Source organism: Streptomyces sp. NPDC032126 (assembly GCF_055580085.1).
The window spans coordinates 546,922-568,720 of sequence record NZ_JBVIMA010000003.1; the positions used below are offsets into that span (position 1 = coordinate 546,922).

At 73.1% G+C, this 21,799-nt stretch carries 20 protein-coding genes; 15 read left to right on the top strand and 5 right to left on the bottom strand.

Annotation, left to right across the window (positions count from 1 at the left end; all coding sequences use genetic code 11):
• Positions 1-21: 21 nt before the first annotated feature.
• The 4 genes from ACZ5NW_RS15450 (at position 22) to ACZ5NW_RS15465 (ending at position 3,967) form a co-directional block, all read left to right on the top strand.
• Positions 22-921 (top strand): helix-turn-helix domain-containing protein, encoded by a 900-nt coding sequence (locus ACZ5NW_RS15450; protein ID WP_468744317.1) that lies wholly within the window; start codon positions 22-24, stop codon positions 919-921.
• Positions 922-1,010: 89 nt separating this feature from the next.
• Positions 1,011-1,616 (top strand): type 1 glutamine amidotransferase family protein, encoded by a 606-nt coding sequence (locus ACZ5NW_RS15455; RefSeq protein WP_468744318.1) that lies wholly within the window; start codon positions 1,011-1,013, stop codon positions 1,614-1,616.
• A complete protein-coding gene (locus tag ACZ5NW_RS15460; RefSeq protein ID WP_468744319.1) occupies positions 1,613-2,092 on the top strand; it encodes a MarR family winged helix-turn-helix transcriptional regulator in 480 nt (159 codons plus the stop codon). The genes ACZ5NW_RS15455 and ACZ5NW_RS15460 overlap by 4 nt, the downstream gene beginning before the upstream one ends.
• A 78-nt stretch (positions 2,093-2,170) precedes the next feature.
• Positions 2,171-3,967 carry a serine/threonine-protein kinase gene (locus tag ACZ5NW_RS15465; protein ID WP_468744320.1) on the top strand — a complete coding sequence of 599 codons (1,797 nt, stop codon included), beginning with the start codon at positions 2,171-2,173 and terminating at the stop codon, positions 3,965-3,967.
• A 10-nt stretch (positions 3,968-3,977) separates the two neighbouring features.
• Here the strand turns inward: ACZ5NW_RS15465 and ACZ5NW_RS15470 are convergent, their stop codons facing one another.
• Entirely contained in the window at positions 3,978-4,727 is a 750-nt protein-coding gene (locus ACZ5NW_RS15470) for an SLATT domain-containing protein (protein WP_468744321.1), read from the bottom strand.
• Positions 4,728-5,006: 279 nt separating this feature from the next.
• Between ACZ5NW_RS15470 and ACZ5NW_RS15475 the strand changes: the two genes are divergently transcribed.
• The 7 genes from ACZ5NW_RS15475 (at position 5,007) to ACZ5NW_RS15505 (ending at position 11,421) form a co-directional block, all read left to right on the top strand.
• Entirely contained in the window at positions 5,007-5,345 is a 339-nt protein-coding gene (locus ACZ5NW_RS15475) for a YbaB/EbfC family nucleoid-associated protein (RefSeq protein ID WP_468744498.1), read from the top strand.
• Positions 5,346-5,413: 68 nt separating this feature from the next.
• Positions 5,414-6,013 carry a recombination mediator RecR gene (gene recR / locus ACZ5NW_RS15480; RefSeq protein WP_468744322.1) on the top strand — a complete coding sequence of 200 codons (600 nt, stop codon included), beginning with the start codon at positions 5,414-5,416 and terminating at the stop codon, positions 6,011-6,013.
• Positions 6,006-6,671, top strand: a complete 666-nt coding sequence (locus ACZ5NW_RS15485; protein WP_468744323.1) for a DUF5063 domain-containing protein — start codon at positions 6,006-6,008, stop codon at positions 6,669-6,671. Before recR ends, ACZ5NW_RS15485 begins: the two co-directional genes overlap by 8 nt.
• A 214-nt stretch (positions 6,672-6,885) precedes the next feature.
• Positions 6,886-8,157, top strand: a complete 1,272-nt coding sequence (locus tag ACZ5NW_RS15490) for an aspartate kinase (RefSeq protein ID WP_403825795.1) — start codon at positions 6,886-6,888, stop codon at positions 8,155-8,157.
• Positions 8,157-9,215, top strand: a complete 1,059-nt coding sequence (locus ACZ5NW_RS15495; protein ID WP_468744324.1) for an aspartate-semialdehyde dehydrogenase — start codon at positions 8,157-8,159, stop codon at positions 9,213-9,215. Before ACZ5NW_RS15490 ends, ACZ5NW_RS15495 begins: the two co-directional genes overlap by 1 nt.
• 392 nt (positions 9,216-9,607) lie before the next feature.
• Positions 9,608-10,279 (top strand): SigE family RNA polymerase sigma factor, encoded by a 672-nt coding sequence (locus ACZ5NW_RS15500; RefSeq protein ID WP_468744325.1) that lies wholly within the window; start codon positions 9,608-9,610, stop codon positions 10,277-10,279.
• A gap of 98 nt (positions 10,280-10,377) precedes the next feature.
• Positions 10,378-11,421: a hypothetical protein gene (locus tag ACZ5NW_RS15505; RefSeq protein ID WP_468744326.1), complete on the top strand. Its 1,044-nt coding sequence runs from the start codon at positions 10,378-10,380 to the stop codon at positions 11,419-11,421.
• Here ACZ5NW_RS15505 and ACZ5NW_RS15510 read toward each other — a convergent pair.
• Complete coding sequence (locus ACZ5NW_RS15510) at positions 11,391-12,221, bottom strand: SURF1 family protein (protein ID WP_468744327.1); 831 nt, start codon at positions 12,219-12,221, stop codon at positions 11,391-11,393. The two genes, ACZ5NW_RS15505 and ACZ5NW_RS15510, sit on opposite strands and share 31 nt — an antisense overlap.
• Positions 12,222-12,412: 191 nt before the next feature.
• Here ACZ5NW_RS15510 and ACZ5NW_RS15515 point away from each other — a divergent pair, with 191 nt between their 5' ends.
• Positions 12,413-14,227, top strand: a complete 1,815-nt coding sequence (locus ACZ5NW_RS15515; protein ID WP_468744328.1) for a S9 family peptidase — start codon at positions 12,413-12,415, stop codon at positions 14,225-14,227.
• 77 nt (positions 14,228-14,304) lie between these two features.
• On the opposite strand, the gene ACZ5NW_RS15520 is transcribed toward ACZ5NW_RS15515, so the two are convergent.
• Entirely contained in the window at positions 14,305-16,224 is a 1,920-nt protein-coding gene (locus ACZ5NW_RS15520; protein WP_468744499.1) for an NAD-binding protein, read from the bottom strand.
• Between the two features lie 173 nt (positions 16,225-16,397).
• Between ACZ5NW_RS15520 and ACZ5NW_RS15525 the strand changes: the two genes are divergently transcribed.
• Together ACZ5NW_RS15525 and ACZ5NW_RS15530 are read left to right on the top strand one after the other, a co-directional pair.
• Positions 16,398-17,408, top strand: a complete 1,011-nt coding sequence (locus tag ACZ5NW_RS15525) for a permease (protein WP_468744329.1) — start codon at positions 16,398-16,400, stop codon at positions 17,406-17,408.
• Complete coding sequence (locus ACZ5NW_RS15530; RefSeq protein WP_468744330.1) at positions 17,405-18,166, top strand: TIGR03943 family putative permease subunit; 762 nt, start codon at positions 17,405-17,407, stop codon at positions 18,164-18,166. The genes ACZ5NW_RS15525 and ACZ5NW_RS15530 overlap by 4 nt, the downstream gene beginning before the upstream one ends.
• 46 nt (positions 18,167-18,212) lie before the next feature.
• On the opposite strand, the gene ACZ5NW_RS15535 is transcribed toward ACZ5NW_RS15530, so the two are convergent.
• Both ACZ5NW_RS15535 and ACZ5NW_RS15540 read right to left on the bottom strand, forming a co-directional pair.
• Positions 18,213-18,959 (bottom strand): DUF1775 domain-containing protein, encoded by a 747-nt coding sequence (locus ACZ5NW_RS15535; protein ID WP_468744331.1) that lies wholly within the window; start codon positions 18,957-18,959, stop codon positions 18,213-18,215.
• A 58-nt stretch (positions 18,960-19,017) separates the two neighbouring features.
• Positions 19,018-19,746 (bottom strand): hypothetical protein, encoded by a 729-nt coding sequence (locus tag ACZ5NW_RS15540; RefSeq protein ID WP_468744332.1) that lies wholly within the window; start codon positions 19,744-19,746, stop codon positions 19,018-19,020.
• A gap of 197 nt (positions 19,747-19,943) precedes the next feature.
• Between ACZ5NW_RS15540 and ACZ5NW_RS15545 the strand changes: the two genes are divergently transcribed.
• Positions 19,944-21,764 (top strand): glycoside hydrolase family 15 protein, encoded by a 1,821-nt coding sequence (locus tag ACZ5NW_RS15545; protein WP_468744333.1) that lies wholly within the window; start codon positions 19,944-19,946, stop codon positions 21,762-21,764.
• The last annotated feature ends 35 nt before the right edge of the window (positions 21,765-21,799 follow it).

Genomic DNA, 21,799 nt, shown 5'->3' on the forward strand with positions numbered 1-21,799 from the left:
GGGAACCCAGGGGGACGTCACGTGGCGGAAGGCAAGAGAGCCGAGCGAGCCGGGAGCGCGGGAGAGCGCGCGAAGGCCGAGCTGGTGGCGGAGCTGCGCCGGCTGAAGGAGGCGTCGCGGCTCAGCTTCGGGCGGCTGGCCGACCGGACGCACTACAGCCGCTCGTCGTGGGAACGCTTCCTCAACGGCAAGCAGCTGCCCACCCCGGCCGCCGTGGAGCAGCTGGCCGCCGTCGCCGGGGAGGACGCGGAGCCGTTGCTGGCGCTGCTGGCGGAGGCCGGCGCGCCCACGGTGACTTCCGGCCCCGTTTCCGGCCCGGCTTCCGATGCGGTCGTCGAGGCGTCCGAGCCCGAGGCCGACCTGCCCGGGGACGTCCCGCAGCCCCTCGCCCGCCACTGGCGGCACCGGCTCACCGTACTCGGCTACATAGCGGGCGGGGCCCTGATGGGTTCCCTCGCCACCGGTCTGGTCTTCGAGGCCGGCGTGTCCGAGACCGGCACCGGCGTCGCCGGCCCCACGGCCACCGAGACGGGGGGTGGGACCGTGGCGGCCGCCGGCGAGGTCCACGTGGGATGCCGGTCCGACACCTGCATCGGACGCGACCCCCAGGCGATGGACTGCCAGTGGGACGCCATCACGGCCCGCCAGACCGTGCTGCGCGGCATGCACATCGAGCTCCGCTACAGCGAGGCGTGCCAGTCGGTGTGGGGCCGGATCGAGAACGGCGCGGTGGGGGACACCGTCAAGATCAAGGACCGCACGGAGCTGGAGCAGGAGGCGCGGATCCGCATCGACCGGGACACCTACACGAAGATGCTGGCCGTCACCGCCGAGGCCCCGGCCGAGACCGTGACGATCTGCGGGGCGATCCCCGTGCAGAAGGAGATGGAGTGCTCGCCGACGCAGACGGTCCAGCCGTGAGGGTGGGGGCGTGATGCTATCGACAGTGTGCTGTCAATGTGCCAGTATGCTGTCATAAGCGTTAGGGGCATTCCGCTCCGGGAGGCGTCATGAACCGCAAGCCCGTGCATCACGCCGTGTACGACAGCCTCGCCGACTGGGAGACCGGGCACACGACCGCGTATCTCGCCCGCGCCGGGTACGAGGTGCCGACGATCGGCCTCACGCCCGAGCCCGTCACGAGCATCGGCGGACTGCGCATCCGCCCCGACCTGGCCCTGGACGCCGTACGCCCCGAGGACAGCTCCCTGCTGATCCTGCCGGGCGCGGACCTCTGGGACGCCACGGACGACCTGGCCCCCTTCGCCCGCACGGCGCGGGAGTTCCTGCGGGCCGGTGTCCCCGTCGCCGCGATCTGCGGGGCCACCGCCGGGCTCGCCGCCGAGGGGCTGCTCGACGACCGCGACCACACCAGCGCGAGCCCGTACTACCTGGCCGCCACCGACTACGCCGGAGCCGGGCGGTACGTCGACACCGACGCGGTCACCGACCGGAACCTGATCACCGCCGGACCCACCGAGCCCGTCGCCTTCGCCCGGGAGGTCTTCCGGCTGCTCGGGGTGTACGAGGGCGAGGTGCTGGACGCCTGGTACCGGCTGTTCCACGACTCCGACGCCGAGGCGTACTTCGTGCTGCAGAGGGCGGGCGCCGCGTGAGCCGTGAGCGTCAGGAACTGCTCAGCCGTGGCGCCCTCGGGGTGTTCCGGCTGAACGGACAGTTCCTCGCCGTCGCCGAGGAACTGGCGCGGCCCGCCGGGATCACCGCCGCGTGGTGGCAGGTGCTGGGCGCGGTGCTGGGGGAGCCGCTGCCGGTCGCCGGGATCGCCCGGGTGATGGGGATCACTCGGCAGAGCGTGCAGCGGATCGCCGACCTGCTGGTCGAGCGCGGGCTGGCCGAGTACCGGCCCAATCCGGCCCACCGCCGCGCCAAGCTCCTCGCCCCCACGGCGGAGGGCCGCGCCGCGATCGGCCGAATCGGCCCCGGCCACGCGGAGTTCGCCGACCGGCTGGCCGAGGCGTACAGCGGCGAGGCGGAGCTGGCGGCGGCCGTGGAGACTCTCGAACGGCTGTCGAAGGTGTTGGAGGAACTCGACAGCCTCGCGCCGTCGCCGCACCCCGTTACGGAACCGTAGACATCGCGCCGCACGACTTCCCGAATGGCCGGATTATCCTCGGGCCGATCACATATGTGGGGGGAAGGTGGGGCGGCCATGGAGAACCTGGAGCCCGGGGATCCGCAGAGCATCGGCGGCTACCGGCTGCTCGGGCGGCTGGGTGCCGGCGGCATGGGCCGGGTCTACCTCGCCCGGTCCGACCGGGGCCGGATGGTCGCCGTCAAGCTGGTGCGGCCCGACCTGGCCGCCCGTGACGAGTTCCGGGCCCGCTTCCGGCACGAGGTGCGCAACGCCCAGCGGGTCGGCGGCTACTGGACCGCGCCCGTCCTCGACGCCGACACCGAGGCCGCCGTGCCCTGGGTGGCGACCGGCTATGTCGCCGGGCCGAGCCTCCAGCAGGTCGTCGGCCGCGATCACGGCCCGCTGCCCGAACGCTCGGTGCGCATCCTCGGCGCCGGCCTCGCGCACGCCCTCACCAACATCCACGCGGCCGGCATCGTCCACCGCGACCTCAAGCCGTCCAATGTGATGGTCACCATCGAAGGGCCCCGGGTCATCGACTTCGGGGTCGCGCGGGCCCTGGAGTCGGTGGCCGACAGCGGCCCCGGCGGGCTGACACAGACCGGCGCCGTGATCGGCTCACCCGGCTTCATGGCCCCCGAGCAGGTGCGCGGCGAGCCGATCACGCCCGCCTGCGACATCTTCTGCCTCGGCTCCGTCCTCGCCTACGCGGCCACCGGCGCCCTCCCCTTCGGCTCCGCCGACAGCGGGGCGCACGCGCTGATGTTCCGCATCGCCGAGGAGGAACCGGACCTGACGGGCCTGCCCGAGGGCATAGCCGACCTGGTCCGCGCCTGCCTGCGCAAGGACCCGGCGACCCGGCCCTCGCTCGCGTGGATCCTGGAGCACACGGGCGCCGAGGACACCGTCTTCGAGGGCCGCTCCCGGGAGCCGTGGCTGCCCGGCGCGCTGGTGGCCCAGCTGGGGCGGCACGCGGTGCGGCTGCTGGACGCGGAGGACCCCGAGCACACCGGCCGGCAGGGCCACGAGCCCGTACGGGAGGAACAGCCGACGCTGCTCGCCCAGCAGCCGACGGCCCCGGCGATCCCGGCCCCGCACCCGGCGTACGGGGCACCCCAGCAGCACCCGCAGCCGGCGTACGGCTATCCGCAGCAGCAGCCGACGCAGCCCGGTTCCGGCGGCTGGGCGGGCGCCCCGGCCCCGCACAACCCGTACGCCGCCGGACCGTACGGCGGGCCCACGGTGCCGCCGCAGCCGTACGGCACGCCGCCGCCCTACGACCACGGCGGCGCCCCCGACCCGCAGGACCCGGACGTGCCGCGCCGCGACGGGCGGACGACCACGCTGCTCCTGGTCATCGCCCTCGTCGTGGCGCTGGCGGCGGGCGGCGCGGTCTACGCCTACCTGAACGGCGGCGACGGCGACAACCAGGCCGGGCCGACCCCCACGCGCACCTCGGCGGCCCCGAGCCCCACCGAGGCGTCCCCCACGGAGTCGGAGCCGGCGTCACCCAGCCCCAGCGCGTCGGAGAAGGGCGCGATCCCGGAGGCGTACCTCGGCACCTGGTCCACGACCATCGACAACGCGACCGGCTCCAACAAACGGCGACTGACCCTGCGGCAGGGGGAGGCCGGCGACCCGGTGCTCACGCTGATCGCCGACGGGGCGGACTACCACTGCGAGTTCGCCGCGAAGCTGTCCCGCGATCCTGGTGGGGACGGCCCGCTGGAGATCGGCCCGTCCACGGTCACCACCGGCAAGCCCCTCTCCGCCTGCACCCCGGGCGGCGCCACGGAGGTCACCCTCCTACCCGACGGCACCCTCCAGCGCACCAACCCGGCGACGGGCGAGAAGCTGACGTACTCGCGCTAGCCGCGCCTGTTCACCTCGGCTCCGGGGGGCGTTGGCGGGGCATGTTCGGGCGGGTGCCGTTGGACTGGGTCGGGAAACGGCCGGGGACGCCCCCCGCCTCCTGGCCCCGTCCCGAGCCCGCCATCGCCGTCTGGATGCCGAGCGGCGCCGACCCGGTGCGGAACTCCACCATCCAGTCGGCCGTCTCCGTGCGCACCAGCTCCGTCACGTCCTCCGAGAAGCGCCGCAGCACCCCCAGGCACCGCTCGGCCGCCTCGCTCGCCGTGCCCTCCGCGGGACCCAGCACCTCACGGACGCTCTCCGACGCCCAGTCGAACTGGAGCACCTGAAGCCGGCGCTGCACCGCCTGCGCCGTGGCCACGTCCCTTATCCACCCGGACGTCACCCCGAAGAACCGGTCCACGCCCACGCACGCCACCGCCAGCAGCAGCGCCGGATAGCCCCACGCCGCCGCCCCGCCCGTCACCCCGGTCAGATCCAGCAGCGGCAGCCCGGCCCCGATGACCGCGCCCAGCGCCGCCCCGGCCCGCAGTGCCCGCGCGCCCCGCCGCTTCCACACCCGGTCGGCGAGATACCAGGCCGCCGTCTGCAGCGCCCCGCGCTCCACCCACCGGTACAGCTCGTCCAGCCGCTGCGCGGGCTCGCCCCAGTCCCCGAGCGGAAAGGCCCGCCCGGTCAGGTCGCCCGGCCGCAGCCCGGCCGGGCCCTCGCCCCGCCCGTCGTGGGGCGCACCCTCGGGCTGCATCTCCGGCTGACCCACCCGGCACTCCCTGATGACTAGGCGTGAATGGCTGTCGGCATGCGACTCAGCGGCATGTGACTCGGCGTGTGACTGAGCGTGACGACTGATGCTGATGTGCCGGACCCTTCCTACCGCCCAATGGGTGGCGAAGGGGACGCTTTCGCTCTCTTTCCGCCCGGAAGAGGCCCTTGATCAGGTATAGACCGTGGTCGCGACTCACTCGAAAGAGTGGCGGGGCGACGCCCTCGGGGAGCACGTAGGCTCATGGCAGAACCGAAAAGCAGACAGGAGCTGATCGTGATCCCCGGTGGTGGCCAGCCCAATATGCAGCAGCTGCTCCAGCAGGCCCAGAAGATGCAGCAGGACCTGGCCAGGGCCCAGGAGGAGCTGGCGAACACGGAGGTCGACGGCCAGGCCGGCGGCGGCCTGGTCAGGGCCACCGTGACCGGCGCCGGCGAGCTGCGCGCCCTGCGTATCGACCCGAAGGCGGTGGACCCGGAGGACACGGAGACCCTCGCCGACCTGGTCGTCGCGGCCGTCCAGGCGGCCAACCAGAACGCGCAGACGCTCCAGCAGCAGAAGCTCGGCCCGCTCGCCCAGGGCCTGGGCGGTGGCATTCCCGGCCTGCCGTTCTGACCTTTCTCAGACCGGCCTCGGCCATCTACCGTACGTACTGAACGACATCCAGGAAGGACGGCAGTCCGTTGTACGAAGGCGTGGTCCAGGACCTCATCGACGAGCTGGGGCGGCTGCCCGGCGTCGGTCCCAAGAGCGCGCAGCGGATCGCCTTCCACATCCTGCAAGCCGAACCGACGGACGTACGGCGCCTCGCTCACGCGCTGCTCGAAGTGAAGGCGAAGGTCCGCTTCTGCGCGACCTGCGGGAACGTGGCGCAGGAGGAGCTGTGCGGCATCTGCCGCGACGCCCGCCGCGATCCCTCGGTGATCTGCGTGGTGGAGGAGCCGAAGGACGTGGTCGCCATCGAGCGCACCCGTGAGTTCCGCGGCCGCTATCACGTCCTGGGCGGGGCGATCAGCCCGATCGAGGGCGTCGGCCCCGACGACCTGCGTATACGAGAACTTCTCGCGCGGTTGGCCGACGGGACGGTCACAGAGCTGATCCTGGCCACGGACCCGAATCTGGAAGGCGAGGCGACGGCCACGTACCTCGCCCGCATGATCAAGCCCATGGGCCTGAAGGTCACCCGCCTGGCCAGCGGCCTCCCGGTGGGTGGCGACCTGGAATACGCGGACGAGGTGACCCTCGGCCGCGCCTTCGAGGGGAGACGACTCCTAGATGTCTGACGCCACGCTGCACGCGACCGGCCAGAACCCGGACGACTTCGCGGTCCAGATCGCGGACCAGGTGGAGAGCTTCCTGGTGGCCGTCACGGAGGTCGCGAAGGGGAACGAGCCGGACTTGGCGGTCCCCTTCCTCCTCCTGGAGGTCTCGCAGCTCCTCCTGGCCGGCGGCCGGCTCGGCGCGCACGAGGACATCGTCCCCGACGAGCGCTACGAGCCCGACGCGGGCCCCGACATCGACGTCGACGAACTCCGCGAGAACCTCGCGCGGCTGCTGGACCCGATCGACGTCTACTCCGAGGTCTTCGACCCCTACGAGCCCCGCAAGGCGCCGGTCCCGGCCCGGATCTCCGACGACCTGGCCGATGTCATCGCCGACCTGCGCCACGGCATGGCCCACTACCGGGCCGGCCGCACCACGGAGGCCCTGTGGTGGTGGCAGTTCTCCTACTTCTCCAACTGGGGGACCACCGCGTCGGCGACCCTGCGCGCCCTGCACTCGGTCCTGGCCCACATCCGCCTGAACCAGCCCCTGGAGGAACTGGACGGCCTGGACACGGACCAGGCGGCCATGGGCGACGAGACCCTGGAGTTCGAGGCGGGCAGGGTGATGGAGGAGGAGATCGGCGGCCCGCTGGGGTTGGACCCGGCGCAGAAGTAGCCTCTTCCGCCGGCCGCACGCGCACGGCCTCAGTGCTTGAAATTTAATGCACAGCCATCTCTCGGGTGACAGTGGGCAGGGTCCTTCCCGGGCGTCGGCCGCAGGTCTCACCATGCGGTATCCCGGAGGGGAATTTCGGACGCTCGATAGACTGAGCCGACCCGCAGTACAAGGGCGTATGTGCGGATAGAGACAAACTGAGCGAGGAGCGCACGTGGGCCTTGTCGTGCAGAAGTACGGAGGCTCCTCCGTAGCCGATGCCGAGGGCATCAAGCGCGTCGCCAAGCGGATCGTGGAAGCGAAGAAGAACGGCCACCAGGTGGTCGTCGTCGTTTCCGCGATGGGCGACACGACGGACGAGCTGATCGATCTCGCCGAGCAGGTATCCCCGATGCCGGCCGGCCGTGAGTTCGACATGCTGCTGACCGCCGGGGAGCGGATCTCCATGGCCCTGCTGGCCATGGCGATCAAAAACCTGGGCCACGAGGCCCAGTCCTTCACCGGCAGCCAGGCAGGTGTCATCACCGACTCGGTCCACAACAAAGCGCGGATCATCGATGTCACGCCGGGCCGCATCCGGGAGTCCCTGGACAAGGGCAACATCGCCATCGTCGCGGGCTTCCAGGGCGTCAGCCAGGACAAGAAGGACATCACCACGCTCGGGCGCGGTGGTTCCGACACGACGGCCGTCGCGCTGGCCGCCGCCCTCGACGCCGAGGTCTGCGAGATCTACACCGACGTCGACGGCGTGTTCACCGCCGACCCGCGCGTGGTGAAGAAGGCGAAGAAGATCGACTGGATCGCCTTCGAGGACATGCTGGAGCTCGCGGCCTCCGGCTCCAAGGTGCTGCTCCACCGCTGTGTGGAGTACGCCCGCCGCTACAACATCCCGATCCACGTCCGGTCGTCCTTCAGCGGACTTCAGGGCACCTGGGTCAGCAGTGAGCCGATTGGGGACCAGAAGGTGGAGCAGGCCATCATCTCCGGTGTCGCGCACGACACCTCCGAGGCCAAGATCACGGTCGTCGGCGTGCCGGACAAGCCGGGCGAGGCCGCCGCGATCTTCCGGACGATCTCCGACGCCGAGATCAACATCGACATGATCGTGCAGAACGTGTCGGCCGCGTCGACCGGACTGACCGACATCTCCTTCACGCTCCCCAAGGCCGAGGGCCGCAAGGCCATCGACGCGCTGGAGAAGAACAAGGCCGGCATCGGCTTCGACTCCCTGCGCTACGACGACCAGATCGGCAAGATCTCCCTGGTCGGCGCCGGCATGAAGACCAACCCGGGTGTGACGGCCGACTTCTTCACCGCGCTGTCCGACGCGGGAGTGAACATCGAGCTGATCTCGACCTCCGAGATCCGCATCTCGGTCGTCACCCGCGCCGACGACGTCAACGAGGCCGTGCGCGCCGTGCACACCGCTTTCGGGCTGGACTCCGACAGCGACGAGGCCGTCGTCTACGGAGGCACCGGCCGCTGATGGCCGCCACCGCGCGGCCGACGCTCGCGGTCGTGGGGGCGACCGGGGCCGTCGGCTCGGTCATGCTCCAGATCCTGTCCCACCGGGCGGACATCTGGGGCGAGATCCGTCTCGTCGCCTCGCCGCGCTCGGCCGGCCGCAAGCTGGCCGTGCGCGGCGAGGAGGTCGAGGTGGTGGCCCTGTCGGAGGAGGTCTTCGACGGGGTCGACATCGCCCTGTTCGACGTGCCCGACGAGGTCGCGGCCCAGTGGGCCCCGATCGCCGTCGCGCGCGGCGCCGTCGTCGTGGACAACTCCGGCGCCTTCCGCATGGACCCGGACGTGCCGCTCGTGGTGCCCGAGGTCAATCCGCACGCGGCGCGCGTCCGGCCGCGCGGCATCATCGCCAACCCCGGCTGCGCGACCCTGACGATGATCGTCGCCCTGGGCGCGCTGCACGCCGCCTTCGGGCTGCGCGAGCTGGTGGTGTCGTCGTACCAGGCGGTCAGCGGGGCCGGCCGGGCCGGCGTCGAGACGCTGCGCCGCCAGCTGTCCCTGGTCGCCGGCACCGAACTGGGCACCGGCCCGGGCGATGTGCGCCGGGCCGTCGGCGACGACACCGGGCCCTTCCCGGAGCCGGTCGCGCTGAACGTCGTGCCGTGGGTCGGGTCGGCGCGAGCGGACGGCTGGTCGTCGGAGGAGATGAAGGTGCGGGACGAGTCCCGCAAGATCCTCGGGCTGCCGCACCTGCCCGTCGCCGTGACCTGCGTACGGGTGCCGGTGATCACCGTGCACTCCCTCACCGTCCACGCCCGCTTCCAGGACGAGGTCACCGTCGGGCGGGCCCGTGAGATCCTCGCCACCGCGCCCGGCGTCGTGCTGTCCGACGACCCGGAGGCGGGTGAGTTCCCGACCCCCGCCGATGTGGTCGGCACCGACCCCACCTGGGTGGGCCGGGTGCGCCGCGCGCTGGACGATCCGACCGCCCTGGAGCTCTTCGTGTGCGGGGACAACCTGCGCAAGGGGGCGGCCCTGAACACCGCCCAGATCGCGGAACTCGTCGCGGCCGAACGGTCGTGACGCCGTGCGGCCGAGGGCCGTAAGGCCCTGTGGCCGAGGGGCGTGAAGCCCTGCGGCTGCGTGGTCGTGAAGCGCTGTGGCGAAAGAAACGCCTGGCCAGGGCCGAAAACGTTTGTAGGATTTGCGCACTGATGGCTTTCCTCCCCGCAATCCGCAACCGCGCGGACTGCGGGGAGCGTCTTTGCGGTCACCCTCGACCGGGGTTGCGGAGGCGACTGATCACGGTGTGCCGGGGACGCCGTGGTCCCAGGCGTGGGGACGCCTGTTCGTTCGGTACATAGGGGAAGAGCGGGACCTATGAGGAGAAGTGGGACGTCGGGCAGCACCCTTGCCGGCGTCAGAAAAGCGCGGCCCGCGTACAACCCCGACCGGGGTGCGCGTGTCCAACTGGCGTGGCTGAGGTACTCGACTTCCGTGCGACGACCCGCGGTACGGCCTTCGTGCCGACCCGGATCGTCCGGCCCCGCGCTGCCGGGGCACCCGGCGGCATGCCGGTGATCGCGCCCATGCCAGCAGCGCGGCCCACCCGCATCCCCGGTCAGCGCGACGGCGCCGAGGAGGTCGTGGCCGCCGGCACCACCGTCGACCACCTCACCGAGACCTACCGAGCGCACTACCGCTCGCTCCTCGGCCTCGCCGCGCTCCTCCTCGACGACACCGCCTCCTGCGAGGACGTCGTGCAGGAGGCGTTCATCCGCGTCCACTCCGCGCGCAAGCGCGTCCGCGACCCCGAGAAGACCCTGGCCTATCTGCGCCAGACCGTCGTCAACCTCTCCCGCTCGGCCCTGCGCCGCCGCATCCTCGGCCTGAAGCTGCTGTCCAAGCCGATGCCGGACATGGCGAGCGCCGAGGAAGGGGCGTACGACCAGCTGGAGCGCGACTCCCTCATCAAGGCGATGAAGGGCCTCCAGCGCCGCCAGCGCGAGGTCCTCGTCCTGCGCTACTTCGCCGACATGACCGAGGCCCAGGTCGCCGAGACCCTCGGCATCTCCCTGGGCTCCGTGAAGGCCTACGGCTCGCGCGGCATCGCCGCCCTGCGCACCGCGATGGGGGCGTCGACGTGAGCGGGGAAGAGCCGGGCCGGGATCACCGGGAGCCGACGCACCCGTACGGCGCCCAGGACAAGCAAGAGCCGAACCAATCGCACGCTGGGAACGGAACCGTGAACCACCACCTCGACGACCAGGGCCCCCACGGGCTCGACTCGGACGAGCTGGCACTGCGCCGGATGCTGCACCAGGCGGTCGACGAGATCGAGCCGCGGGACGGCACCCTCGACCATCTGCGCCGCGCCGTCCCCGCCCGCCGGGCCCGCAAGCGGCAGGCCGCCGTCGGCATGGCCGCCGCGGCCCTCTTCATCGGCACCGCCGTCCCGGCGGTCCTGCACGTGTCGAACTCCGGGGGTTCCGACGCCAACCCTTCCATCGCCGGCCAGGCCTCCGAAGCCCATGGCGGGGCCGGCGACGCGAAGGGGCCCGACGGTGGCTCAGCCGGCCGGGTCGGGGGCAACGGGCAGAGCGGTGAGACGGTCAGGGGCAGCAGCGGCACCGGCGAGGGCAAGACGGCGGGCGCGGCCGGCGGCGCCGGCCCGTCCCCCGCGTCCCCGGCGGACGCCCCCGCCTGCACGGCGGCCCAGCTGGGCTCCGCGACCGGCAGCGTGCAGGGCGCGGACTCCGCGGGGATCGTCTACGGCACCTTCCGGGTCGTCAACGTCTCCTCCCAGAGCTGCGCGGTCAGCGGCAAGGTCGCCCTGACGCCCACCCCGCAGGGCGCCGCCGACCCCGCCAAGATCAGCATCACCGAGCACACCTCCGGCGACGCGGCGGCCGGCCTGTCCGACCCGTCGCTCTACGTCTCCCGGCTGGTCCTCGCGCCCGGCTCGGCCTACGACGTCAAGTTCGCCTGGGTGCCCTCGGCGACCTGCCCCACCACCGGCGGCAGCGGCTCCGGCAGCGGCGGGGACTCGGGAGGAACCTCGTCGCCGAGCCCCAGCCCGAGCCCGAGCGAGCAGACCGGCACCACGGACGGCACCACCACGACCGGTACGACCGGCACCTCCCCCCAGCTGATGCGGGCGGACGGCACGGCCGACGGCAGCGTCGTGGTCACGTACACCGCGGACGAGGGCGCGCCGACGGTCACGGTGACCGTGCCGAACGCCTGCGCGGGGACGATCTACCGGACGGGCGTGCTGGCGTCGTCGTAGGCGGGCCGCTCCCGCGGCTCGTCGCCCGGCTCGGCGCGGTCGTCCGCGACGATGCCCAGCTCGGCGTCCCGGGCGAACTCGACCTCGCGCCGGAACAGCCGGAACCACATGAACACCACGAACCCGGCGAAGACGAACCACTCACCGGTGTAGCCGAGGTTCTGGAACGCCTTCAGATCCAGGCCCGTACCACCGGGCGCGGTCGCCGGGACCGCCGTCATGCCCGGGTCGGCGGTGTCGAGGGTGACCCAGGCGTCGTACAGGTCGTAGGAGACCAGGTTGACCAGGGAGGCCGCGCTGATCGCCGCGGTCTGTCCGGCCGGCAGGCCGCCGCGGGCGCTGACGCCGTTGTCCCCGGGCGTCTCCGAGGCCTGGAGGGCGCCCTTGACGGTCACCCGGCCGGCCGGCGGTGCGGGGGCCCTTGACGGGTCGGCCTTGCCGGGCAGCCAGCCCCGGACCACCGGGAGCGCCTTGCCGGAGTCGGTGCGCAGCAGCGTCAGGACGTAGAAGCCGGCGCGGTCGTCCAGCGTCCGGTCCGGGACGAGCAGCTGCTGTGCGTACCGGCCGGTCACGGTGACCTGCTTGCCGGAGGTCGCCTTGTCCACCGGCAGCAGCTCGGTGAGCGGACGCGGGGCCTCCGTACGGTTCTCCGCGACCTGCGACGCGGCGGCGCGATGGTCGTCGACCCGCGACTCGAACCGGCTCAGCTGCCAGGACCCCATGAAGACGCAGAAGGGGATCGCCAGCAGCACGAAGACGTTGATTCCCCACCATCGGGGGGTGAGCAGGAACCGGTACACGCCTCCAACGGTACGGGGGCGGCGCGGGCGGACGGGCGGCGGGGCGGGGGGAACGCCGGGTGGCGGGGCGGTGGTGCGCGGGGTGGCGGGAGTGACGGGGTTGTCCACAGGGAGGGGCGTCCGGGGCCCGGTTGTCCACAGGCTGGGGAGCTCGTCCTTCACTCGTCGGCCGCAGCGGGCACTATGGGGCCATGACTGAGAGCAACGGGTCGTCCGCGCCTGAGCGGGACGAGGAGATGCCGGACTGGGAGAAGCGCTTCCGGGCGCCGAGGGTGTCGCTGCCCGACTGGGCGGAGGACGCCCCGCACCGCTCCCTGTTCGTGTCGAACGCGACAGGGACGTACGAGCTGTACGCCTGGGACCGTCTCACCGGCGAGCAGCGTCAGGCGACCAACAGAGCGAACGGCACGACGGACGGCGTGCTCTCCCCGGACGGCCAGTGGATCTGGTGGTTCGACGACAAGGACGGCGACGAGTTCGGCGTCTGGCGCCGCCAGCCCTTCACGGGCGGCGAGGACGAGCTGGCCACGCCCGGCCTCGACCCGTCCTACCCGGCGGGCCTCGCCCTGAGCCGCGACGGCCGCACGGCGGTGGTCGGCCGCTCCACCGACGAGGACGGTACGACGATCCATGTGGCCCGCACCGGCGAGTCACCGGTGGAGATCTACCGCCACCGCGAGTCGGCCGGCGTCGGCGACCTCTCCCACGACGGCTCGCTCCTGGTCATCGAGCACACCGAGCACGGCGACGCCATGCACTCCGCGCTGCGCGTCCTGCGCCTCGACGGCACCACGGTCGCCGAACTGGACGACACCGAGGGCGGCACGAAGGAACTCGGCCTGGAGGTGCTCGGCTTCGCCCCGGTCGACGGCGACACCCGGCTGCTCATCGGGCATCAGCGGCGCGGCCGCTGGGAGCCGCTGGTGTGGGACGTGGCGACCGGCGAGCAGAGCGACCTCGCGCTGGACCTGCCCGGCGACGTGAGCGCCGAGTGGTACGTGGACGGCAGCGGGCTGCTGATCGCCCACAGCTTCGAGGCCCGCAGCGAACTGTTCCGGTACGACCTGGCGACCCGCGCGCTGGAGCCCGTCCCCACCCCGCGGGGCACGGTGTCCGGGGCGACGGCCCGCCCCGACGGCAGCGTGGAGTACCTGTGGTCGTCGGCCGCGCAGCCGCCGGTCGTCCGCTCGACGGCGGGCGGGGTGGTCCTGGACCCGCCGGGCATGCGCTCGCCCGGCTCGGTGCCGGTGGAGGACGTCTGGGTGGACGGGCCGGGCGGCCGCATCCACGCGCTGCTCCAGCGCCCCCAGGGAGCGCAGGGACCCCTCCCGACGGTCTTCGAGATCCACGGCGGCCCGACCTGGCACGACAGCGACGCGTTCGCGGCGGGACCGGCGGCCTGGGTCGACCACGGGTATGCGGTCATCCGGGTCAACTACCGCGGCTCGACGGGGTACGGCCGCGCGTGGACGGACGCGCTGAAGGTGCGGGTGGGCCTGATCGAGCTGGAGGACATCGCGGCGGTGCGCGAGTGGGCGGTGAGCTCGGGGCTCGCCGACCCGAACCGCCTCGTCCTCACCGGCGGCTCCTGGGGCGGCTACCTCACCCTCCTCGGCCTCGGCACCCAGCCGGAGGCGTGGACGCTGGGCATCGCGGCGGTACCGGTCGCGGACTACGTCACGGCGTACCACGACGAGATGGAGGCGCTGAAGGCGATGGACCGCACGCTGCTCGGCGGCACCCCCGAGGAGGTCCCGGACCGCTTCGAGGCGTCCTCACCGCTGACGTACGTGGACCAGGTCAAGGCCCCCGTCTACATCTCCGCGGGCGTCAACGACCCCCGCTGCCCGATCCGCCAGATCGACAACTACGTCAAGCGGCTGGAGGCGAGGGGAGCGGAGCACGAGGTCTACCGCTACGACGCGGGCCACGGCTCCCTGGTGGTGGACGAACGCATCAAGCAGGTCCGCCTGGAACTCCAGTTCGCGAACAGGCACCTGGCCTGACGCCCTGCCGACGCGTTCACGCCCATCCGCCCCCGTCGGGTGGTGGGTGGGCACAGGGGGTTCAGGGGGCGGAGCCCCTACGGCTCGGGGCGCTGGAGGGGGCGGCGGCGGAGCAGGGTGGCCAGCCCCCGGCGGGTAGCCGCGAGCACCACCCTGTCCGACGCCAGCAGCACCCGGTCCTCCGCCAGATCCCACACCAACCCCGCCCCCTCAACCCCCGTGTCCAGCGCCAGCACCTTCCAGTACCCCGCCCGAAACGCCTCCCCCACCGTCCGCCCCTCCAACGGGGCGTGCCCACCCACCTCCAGCGCGGCGAACAGCAACACCCTCCGCTCCACCGAGATCGCCCCCAGCATCTGCCGCCCCATCATGGCCCCCGCGAAGGAAGGAGCCGCCAGATGCGACACACTCCGGCTCCGCGTCTGCGCCCCCGGATGCGCGGCCCGCAGGGTGCGGTACACGGCGGTCGCGAAGTCGTCGTCGTACAGCCGCAGCACCACCCGCAGATCGGGCCGCACGGACCGCGCGTACAGCACGGCCTCCAGATTCGTCGTGTCGGAGCTGGTCACCGCCAGCAGCGCGTGCGCCCGATGGATCTTCGCCGCCTCCAGCACGCCCTCCTGGGTGACATCCCCGAGCACGACCGGCACCCGCAGCCGCCGCGCCACGGCGAGCCCCCGCGCCTCGGGCCCCGACTCGACGCACACGACGGGAATGTTCAGCTCCCGCAGCCGGGTCAGCACCCGCGTCCCGATCTTCCCCAGCCCGAGCAGCACGACATGCCCGCCCATGCCCCGCGGCGGCCGCCGCAGCGCACCGGCGCCCCGGAAGGTCCCCAGCGCCTCCAGCACCGCGGCCAGCAGCACCGGCAGCAGCAACAACCCCACGAGCCCGGACAGCAGTTGCAGCACCTGCCGCTGTGTACTCGCCCCGATCGCCGGATCGTTGATGGCGAACAGATCGAGCAGCGTGAGGTACACCGCGCCCAGCGGATGGATCCCGGTGGCCAGCCACAACGCCACGGCCAGCGCCACCACGCACGCCACGAGCCCGGCCAGCGACCACCGCAACCGCGGCGAGAACAGCGAGGCGAACGGCGACACCACCCCCGTACCCCGCCCGGCGGACAGCGCGGCCCCGGCGTCGGCGGCGTAGGACACCTGCTCCAGCACCATGGTCCCGCGCCCGCGCGCGTCCCGTACCGTCGCCGCGTCGGGCAGCAACTGCGGCCCCTGGTCCCCGCTCTCCGAACCGTCCGCCCCGGCCGGATCGCCACCCGTCACGGACAACAGCGCGAGCACGGCCGCCGGCCCGTCTCCCGAGCCTCCCTGACCGGCCCCCGACCCGGCCCCCGTCCCGGTCTCGTCCGGTGGCCGCTCGACCGCGCGCAGCATCAGGCCGCCCAGCTGCACGACCTTGGTGGTACCGGCGACCGCGCTCGCGGCGAGCGCGGGCGCCGCGGTGTCGGCGTCGGACAGCACGGTGGTGGTCGGCGCCTCCCCGTCACCGCCCACCGCGTCCCCGGCCGCCGAGGCCAACGCGGCGGCCTGGTCGAGGAGTTCCTCGACGTAACCCCCCAACCGCCGGTTGTACAGCCGCAGTACGAGCCGCAGCCGGGGATTGAGCCGGCGCGCGATGAGGGCGGCGCGGATGTTCGTCTCGTCGTCGTCGTAGACGAGGGCGAGAGCCGCGGCCCGCTCCACCCCCGCGTCGGACAGCACCGCCTCGGACGCCTCGACGGCCTCCAACGTCCGCTGCTGTCCCCCGGATTCGGGACTCGCCGGGGGCGGGGCGCCGTTGCCGTTGGCGGGCCGGCCGACCGCCGCGCTCACCACCCGGTCGAACAGCGCCGCCGACACCGCACGGGCCCGCCCGACGACCGGCTGCCGGGCGGTGCGCTCCGCGGGCGGTACGACGAGGGTGACCTGTTCGCCGTAGACACCCCGGAGTTCGGCGGCGAGCCGGTGTGCGAGCCCGTCGTCGCCGCACACCACCATGTGTGCGCCGGCGTCGCCCGGCGCACCCTGCCGCGCACTCTGATTCGGAACGCTCCCCACGAGGGAGAAGACTGCCCCACCGGGACAGGAGGTTCCAGAAACGCATGAACACACGCGCGCGTACGGCCGTATGGGAGGGGAGGCAGGACAGGCGATCCGGAGGAGCCGCGACGGTGTCCATCACGAAGGCGCCCCCCGAGGAGCGCACCGCGACCGGTGCTCGGCAGCCCGAGCAGCGGCGCGTCGGCTCCCCCCTGGCCCTGACCCTCCTGTTGCTCCTCCTCGTGCTGTTCCAGGGGCCGGTCCGGCGGGCGCTGTCCGCTCCGGTGATGCAGAGCTGGACGACGGTGTTCGTGGCCGTGGTCGTCCAGGCGCTGCCGTTCCTGGTGCTGGGGGTGCTGCTGTCGGCGGCGATCGCGGTGTACGTGCCGCCGTCGTTCTTCGCCCGCGCCCTGCCGTCCCGGCCCGCGCTGGCGGTCCCGGTGGCCGGGATGGCGGGGGCGGTGCTGCCGGGCTGCGAGTGCGCGTCGGTGCCGGTGGCGGGCGCGCTGGTACGGCGAGGGGTGACCCCGGCGGCGGCGCTGGCCTTCCTGCTGTCGGCCCCGGCGATCAACCCGGTGGTGCTGACCGCGACCGCGGTGGCCTTCCCGCGCCACCCCGAGATGGTCGTGGCCCGACTCGTCGCGGGACTGCTGACGGCGTGCGCGATGGGCTGGCTCTGGCACCGCCTGGGCCGCACCGACCTGCTGCGCCCGCGTGAGCACGGCGGGCACGAGGGGCGGACGAAGGGCGAGACCTTCTGGGACTCGGTGCGGCACGACGTGATGCACGCGGGCGGCTTCCTGGTGCTCGGCGCGATGGCGGCGGCCACGCTCAAGGCGGTCGCGCCGGCGAGCTGGCTGCGCACGGCGGCGGACAACCCCGTCGTCGCCGTCCTGGCGCTGGCGGTCCTCGCGGTCGTGCTGTCGATCTGCTCGGAGGCGGACGCGTTCGTCGCGGCGTCGCTGACGCAGTTCTCGCCGACGGCGAAGCTGGCGTTCCTGGTCGTGGGGCCGATGATCGACCTGAAGCTGTTCGCGATGCAGACGGGCACCTTCGGCCGGGCGTTCGCGCTGCGCTTCGCCCCGCTGACGTTCGTGCTGGCGATCGCGGTCTCGGTGGTGGTGGGGGTGGTCCTGCTGTGAACCGGCAGTCGCAGACGGCGGTGCTGTTCCTGCTCGGCGCGTCCCTGCTGCACGCGGGGACGACGGATCTGTATCTGCGGTACGTCAAGGCGGGGCTGCGGCCGCTGCTGCTGGCGGCGGGGGCGGTGCTGATCGGGGCGGCGCTGGCGTCGATGTGGTACGGCAGGAAGCGGCGCGAGGCTTCCGGCGCCGAGGAGGCCCACGCCGAAGCCGCGCACGCCGGCCACGAAGCTCACGCCGAGCACTCCGGGCACAACCCCCGGGTCTCCTGGCTGCTGGTCCTCCCCCTCCTCGCGCTGATCCTCGTCGCCCCGCCGGCCCTCGGCTCCTACAGCGCGACCCGCACGGGCACCGCTCTCCAGGAGCCGATCGCCTACCCCGCCCTCCCGGCCACCGGCCCCCTCCGCCTCAGCGTGGTGGACTACGCGGGACGGGCGGTCTACGACCACGGCCGCACCCTGACCGGCCGCACCATCGAGATCACCGGCTTCGTGGCCCTGGACGCCGACGGCACCCCGTACCTGGTGCGGATGGCCCTCAACTGCTGTGCGGCGGACGCCCAGCCGGTGAAGATCGCGCTGACCGGGAGCATCCCCCCGGTGCTTCAGCCGGACACCTGGCTGACGGTGACGGGGACCTACTCGCCCCGCCGCACGAAGGACCCGGTGAACGGCGGCCCCATCCCGTACCTCCAGGTCACCCGGGCGATACCGGTACCGGTGCCGCACGACCCGTACGACGAGAGCTGGAACACCTGACACGGGTTCCCGGCCGCCCCGGAACGCGAGGCGGCCGGGCGTCGCCTCACTCCGACGCGGCCCGCCGACGCCGTACGAGATAGCCGGCGGCCGCGCCCGCCACGGCGAGTACGGCGACGGCGATCCCCGCCCATGCTCCGCCGGACAGACCGCCGTCGTCGTCCTTGGCCTCGCTCTTGTCGTCGGCCGGCGCCGCCGTGCCCGTCGGCGAGGCGGACGCGGGGGAGGAGGGGGAGGTGGGGGACGGTGAGGCGGAAGGCGACGACGGGGCGACCGGGGCGGCGCCGGGCGCGGCGGCCTTCAACTTCAGTACGGGCGCCGGATTCTCCCCGTTCTCGTCGAGCTCGATCCAGCGGTCGGTGCGGCCGTCGCCGTAGCTGACGAGCGTCTTGAAGACCAGCTCCTTGGCGTTGGGGAGCTGCCTGACGACGACGGAGTACTCGGCGTTCTGGCCCCTCTTCAACGCGGTCCCCTCGACGGTGTAGCCGTCGCCGGCCGGGGTGAACCTCCACCCGGCGGGGCCCTCGCCGTAGGTCACGTCGGCGGGCGCGATGCCCTCGGGCAGGACGACGCGCACCTTGGTGATGCCGGCGGAGTCGGACTCGGCCTCGGCGTCGAAGCGAACCTCGACGTTCTGGGCGAGGGCCTGGGCCCGCGCGGACTCGACCTCGACGTGGGCGGCGGCGGGGCCGGCGGTGAGGAGGAGGGCCGTGGCGGCGGTGGCCGACACCAGGGCGATACGGCTCGTGGTGCGGGTGTTCTTGATGGTGCTGATGTTTCTGGTGGGGTGCATGAGAGAGGTTCTCCAGGCGTGGAAGGGCGCGGGAGGGCCGAAGGGGCCGCCCGGCAGGTCAGTCGAAGCGGCTGAACCCAGCCCGGAGAGGAGGCCCCCTGCGCACCACGACATCCGCCAGGACGACCCCGGACAGGAGCGTGTCCCGGCCGCTGGTCGGAACACCGGCGCGGCAGCGGTCGGCGACCGGCTCGCCGCCGAGCGCCGCGGTCACCAGGGCCAGCCCGGCCCGCAGGGCGTCGACCGCCCCGGTCAGCCCCCGGGCGAGCGACCAGCAGACGGCGTCCGCGCGGTGCAGCAGGACCGCGACGAGGAGAGCGGCGACGGCGTGCAGACAGGCCATGGGCAGATGCTGCTCCCAGCCCACCGGGCCATGGACCCCGAGCCGGTGCAGGTGCCCCGCCGTAGAGCCAGACATCGAGCCAGGCATGGAGGCAGCCATCGAGGCCGGCGTCGCCGGTGCGGAACCGCCGCCAGGACCCGCCCCCTCCAGCCACACGTGCAACCCGGCCTGCGCGCCCCCGCACACGAGCATCACGAAGCCCAGGGACCGGGGCCGCCGCGCTCCCACGAGCCCGATGCCGAAGAGGACGACGGCACCGACCGCGCCCCGCCACCACACCGTGCCGCCGCCGTCGTCGGCGAGCCGGTGCGCGGTCAGCCCCAGCACGCTCCCCACGAGCGCGAAGACCGCGGCCCGTGGGACGGGCAGCGGCCGCCGCGGGGCGGGGAGCGGAGTTCGTGCGGGACGCGGCGCGGGGCGCGACGACGGGTGGGGCATGGTCATGTCCCGCCCATCATCGGTCAACGAGGCGTGCCCCAGCGGGCGGACGCCTGTTTTCCTCCGGGACCACGCGGACGCGAGGCGCCTCCCGGCGCGGGTTTTCCGGCCAGCGCATTTCGACTCACCCGTGGCGGGGGAGGCACGGCCCCGGCGCGCCTGGTCGGGTGGGAGCCGCACCGACGGACGAAGGAGCACCGGTCATGGGCGGCTACCCCCCGATCGCGAACCACGGAATGGTCGGAGACCTCCAGACGGCGGCACTGGTCTCCGGCGACGGCACGGTCGACTGGCTGTGCGCGCCCCGATTCGACTCCCCGAGCGTGTTCGCCTCGCTCCTCGACGAGGCCCGCGGCGGGTACTTCACCGTCACCGCCGACACCGGGCGCCCCCCGGTGCAGCTGTATCTCCAGGACACGGCCGTGCTGGTGACCCGCTTCCTGGCCGAGGAGGGCGTGGGCGAGGTCGTGGACTTCATGCCGGTGGAGCGCCCGGAGCGGGCGTCGTCGCGGCACCGGCTGGTGCGGGTGCTGCGCGTGACGCGCGGCCGGGTCCGCTTCCGCGTGGAGTGCCGGCCCCGTTTCGACTACGGCCGCGCCCGGCACCGGCTCGACGTGGGCGAGGACGCCGTACGGTTCGACGCACCCGGTGCGCGGGCCGTGCTGCAGGCGGCGGGGCCGGTGCGGTGGATCCGCGAGGACGACGACGTACGGGCCGACGTGGTGCTGACGCACGGGGAGACGGCGGCGATCGTCCTGACGGTGGGCGACCCGGCCGACGACGCCCCGCCCCCGGTGACACGGGAGCTGGTGCGGGAGATGTTCGACGAGACCCGGGACTTCTGGCACGCCTGGGTGCGCCGCAGCCGGTACCACGGCCGCTGGCAGGACATGGTGAACCGGTCGGCGATCACCCTCAAGCTGCTCACCTACGCGCCCACCGGCGCACCGGTCGCGGCGGCCACCATGGGCCTGCCGGAGCAGATCGGCGGCGGCCGCAACTGGGACTACCGCTACACCTGGGTGCGCGACGGCTCCCTGTCGGTCGGCGCCCTGCTGGGGCTCGGGTACGTCGAGGAGGTGCAGGCGTTCCGCCGCTGGCTCGGCGACCGGCTCAGGGCGCAGCGCACGGTGAGCGGCGAGCCCCTGCAGATCATGTACCGCGTCGACGGGGATCCCGAGCTGTCGGAGGAGGTCCTCGACCACTGGGAGGGCTACCGCGGCTCGGCGCCGGTGCGCGTCGGCAACGGCGCGGCGGGCCAGCTCCAGCTCGACATCTACGGCGAGGCCGCGCTGGCGCTGTCCCAGGGCGTCGACGAACTCCGTGAGGTTCCGCCGTACGAGGGCTGGCAGGCGCTGTCCGGAGTGCTGGACTGGCTGGTCAAGGCGTGGGACCGGCCGGACGAGGGCATCTGGGAGACCCGGGGCGGCCAGAAGGACTTCACCTACAGCCGGCTGATGTGCTGGGCCGCCTTCGACCGGGGGGTCCGGATGGCCCGTACGTACGCCAGGCCCGCGGACCTCCCCCAGTGGGAGGCGGCCCGGGACGACATCCTGCGCCAGGTGATGGAACGCGGCTGGAGCGGGCGGCGCTCGGCGTTCGTCCAGCACTACGAGGACACCACGCTGGACGCGTCCCTGCTGCTCATGCCGACCGTGGGCTTCATCTCGGCGGGGGACCCGCGCTGGACGGCCACGCTGGAGGCGATGGAGGAGGAGCTGGTGTCGGACAGCCTCGTCTACCGCTACGACCCGCAGGCGTCGCCCGACGGCCTGCGCGGCAGCGAGGGCACGTTCTCGCTGTGCAGCTTCTTCTACGTCGACGCGCTGGCGCAGGCCGGCCGGCTCGGGCAGGCCCGCTACGCGTTCGACAAGATGCTCACCTACGCCAACCACGCGGGCCTCTTCGCGGAGGAGATCGGCCCCACGGGAGAGCAACTGGGCAACTTCCCCCAGGCCTTCACCCACCTGGCCCTGATCAGGGCGGCCCTCACCCTGGACCAGAAGATGGACGCGGCGACCTGAAGGTCACCCCCGTAGGGGCCGTTCGGCCCTGGCGT

Bases quoted from the DNA above. Each gene is read 5' to 3' on its own strand.
- ACZ5NW_RS15515 (WP_468744328.1), top strand. From the start codon at position 12,413: ATGACTGAGAGCAACGGGTCGTCCGCGCCTGAGCGGGACGAGGAGATG.
- ACZ5NW_RS15545 (WP_468744333.1), top strand. From the start codon at position 19,944: ATGGGCGGCTACCCCCCGATCGCGAACCACGGAATGGTCGGAGACCTC.
- ACZ5NW_RS15535 (WP_468744331.1), bottom strand. From the start codon at position 18,959: ATGCACCCCACCAGAAACATCAGCACCATCAAGAACACCCGCACCACG.
- ACZ5NW_RS15465 (WP_468744320.1), top strand. From the start codon at position 2,171: ATGGAGAACCTGGAGCCCGGGGATCCGCAGAGCATCGGCGGCTACCGG.
- ACZ5NW_RS15485 (WP_468744323.1), top strand. From the start codon at position 6,006: ATGTCTGACGCCACGCTGCACGCGACCGGCCAGAACCCGGACGACTTC.
- ACZ5NW_RS15495 (WP_468744324.1), top strand. From the start codon at position 8,157: ATGGCCGCCACCGCGCGGCCGACGCTCGCGGTCGTGGGGGCGACCGGG.
- ACZ5NW_RS15520 (WP_468744499.1), bottom strand. From the start codon at position 16,224: ATGGTGGTGTGCGGCGACGACGGGCTCGCACACCGGCTCGCCGCCGAA.
- ACZ5NW_RS15455 (WP_468744318.1), top strand. From the start codon at position 1,011: ATGAACCGCAAGCCCGTGCATCACGCCGTGTACGACAGCCTCGCCGAC.
- ACZ5NW_RS15540 (WP_468744332.1), bottom strand. From the start codon at position 19,746: ATGACCATGCCCCACCCGTCGTCGCGCCCCGCGCCGCGTCCCGCACGA.